The 2396-nt window shown below is 36.0% G+C and carries 3 protein-coding genes and 1 pseudogene; all 4 read left to right on the top strand.

Features of this window, described 5'->3' with window-relative positions; translation table 11 throughout:
• On the top strand, positions 1-919 hold a 919-nt coding region (locus DYY66_RS03075), incomplete at its 5' end, for a metal ABC transporter solute-binding protein, Zn/Mn family (RefSeq protein WP_255496018.1).
• Complete coding sequence (locus DYY66_RS03070; RefSeq protein WP_166286121.1) at positions 916-1638, top strand: metal ABC transporter ATP-binding protein; 723 nt, start codon at positions 916-918, stop codon at positions 1636-1638. The genes DYY66_RS03075 and DYY66_RS03070, both read left to right, overlap by 4 nt.
• 31 nt (positions 1639-1669) lie before the next feature.
• Positions 1670-2025 (top strand): annotated as a pseudogene (locus DYY66_RS13885) (metal ABC transporter permease); the annotation flags it as partial.
• Between the two features lie 6 nt (positions 2026-2031).
• Positions 2032-2396 (top strand): iron chelate uptake ABC transporter family permease subunit (locus DYY66_RS13880; protein WP_309223958.1); only part of this gene is annotated, 365 nt, incomplete at its 3' end.

Genomic DNA, 2396 nt, shown 5'->3' with positions numbered 1-2396 from the left:
AGCTTTGATGTTGATCATAGGCATCAAGGCAGCAATACTGAGTATTATAATTATCATACCGTTATCTGGTTATGGTTTATGGGCATCTGAACAAAATGTGGAACTAAGTCAGAAGGTATCTGAGAAACATAAAATTCTAGTTACATTTTATCCGATTTACAAATTTGCAAAAGCAGTTGGTGGAGAAAAAGTTGATGTCTCTGTAATCATTCCGTCTGGAGTTGAACCACATGATTGGGAACCAACAGTGCAAGATATTGAACGGCTCAAACAATCAAATATGATCATCATAAACGGTGCAGGTCTTGAATCGTGGATTCCAAAACTTGTTTCTGCAAATCCTGACATCATAGTTGTTGACTCTAGCAAAAATATTCCACTGTTGCAAAAAAATGAAGGTACTAGTATGACTGATCCACACATATGGCTAGATCCAGTCCTTGCTAAGATTCAAGTACAAAACATTGCAGATTCTATGATAAAAGCTGATCCAGAAAATGCAAATTATTATCAACAAAACGCAAACCAATACAAGACAAAATTAGATCTACTTGATAAGCAAATCAGAACAGAGCTTGCAAGTTGTAATAAAAAAGATTTTCTTGCATTTCATGATGCATTTTCTTATTTCTCAAAAGAATATGGATTGAATCAGAATACAATTGTTGGTGGATTAAATCCAGAGTCTGAACCTACTGCAAAAGCACTTGAGAATATAACACAAAAGGCACAAAATCTCGGAATAAACGTAGTATTTACTGAAGAAGCAGTAAATCCACAAGTAGCCAAAGTTATCGCTGATGAGATACATGGAAAAGTACTTGTCCTGAGTCCACTTGAGGTTACGAACATAAATGATGACTATGTCGAAAAAATGCAAAATAATCTATCCAATCTTAAGGAGGCATTGTGTTCATGAAACTAGTTGAGATTGAAAATCTGACAGTCTCATATGAAGGGGTATCTGCACTTGACAAAGTAACATTTTCAGTTGAAGAGAAGGATTTTCTTGGTATTATTGGACCTAATGGTGCAGGCAAGACCACCCTCTTTAGTTGCATGCTAGGTCTGATTACAAACTACCATGGAACAATCAAGTTTTTTGGAAAGGATATTAGAAAATCTGTACAACATCTAAAACAGATAGGTTACGTACCCCAGAAACCTGTATTTGAGAAGAATTTTCCTGCAACCGTGGAAGAAGTAGTAGGAATGAGCCTTAATGATCAAGATAAAGACAAGGTTGACGCATCTCTTCAAAAAGTATGGCTTCATGAGCTTGGTAAACGTAGAATTGGTGACTTGTCAGGGGGACAACAACAAAGAGTGTTTATTGCAAAAGCTCTGGTAAATGATCCACAGATACTAATTTTAGATGAGCCAGTTACAGGAATTGATTCACAGAGTATGGATTTTTTTTATCACATACTAGATGATCTTAATAGAAAAGAAGGTATTACAATTATCTGGTCATCACACGATCTGGATGCAGTGGCAAAACTTGCGACAAAAGTTGCATGTCTTAACAGAACCTTGGCATTCCATGGAATATCTGAAGAATTTTTCCACAATGAAGATTTGTTGAAAATGTATTCCGAGTCATCAATGCAACTACATATGCATAAACACGGGGATTAGAATGAGTTTTGAAATACTAACATATGCATTCATGCACAGAGCTATTGTATCTGGGATAGCAATTTCTTTAATGTGTTCTTTGATTGGTTTGTTTCTTGTTTTGAGAAAACAGTCACTTTTTGGAGATGCACTTGCCCATGCAGCATTTGGAGGAATTGCAGCAGGACTTTATCTTGGTGTATATCCACTATGGGCTGCATTTGCAGTATCTGTCTCAAGTGCGTTAGCTCTGACAAAGATCAAACAAAAATTTCAAATTTCAAGTGATGCAACTGTTGCAATTTTACTCTCATCTGGTCTTGCAATGGGTGTAATTTTGATAAGTCTGGCAAAAGGTTTCACGGTTGACATATTCAGTTTTCTTTTTGGTAGCATATTGCTTGTAAGNTAAGCTTGCAGAATACTCTTCTTATCTTGGGTTTATGTGGTGCAGTACTTGTTATAATTTTATTGTTATATAGAAAACTTGTATACACAACATTTAGTGAAGAGCAAGCAAAGGTAAGTGGAATTCCTGTAGAGAAACTCAATTATCTTTTTGTTGTAATTGCAGCCATCGCGGTGGTGATCTCAATGCAACTTGTTGGAATATTGCTTACCTCTTCTCTAATAGTAGTACCAAATGTAACAGCAATCTTGTTTTCTAGAGGTTTTAAGCAGACTGCTATACTTTCAATGAGTTTTGCAGTATTTTCTGCAGTAATAGGCATACTGTCTTCGTATGTGCTCAATGTAGCACCTGGAGGAATGATAGTCCT

The sequence above is a fragment of the Candidatus Nitrosotalea sp. FS genome, assembly GCF_011319475.1.
Lineage (GTDB): Archaea > Thermoproteota > Nitrososphaeria > Nitrososphaerales > Nitrosopumilaceae > Nitrosotalea.
The sequence above is the reverse complement of the archived record's forward strand: the minus strand, read 5'-3'. Positions and strand labels throughout refer to the sequence as shown.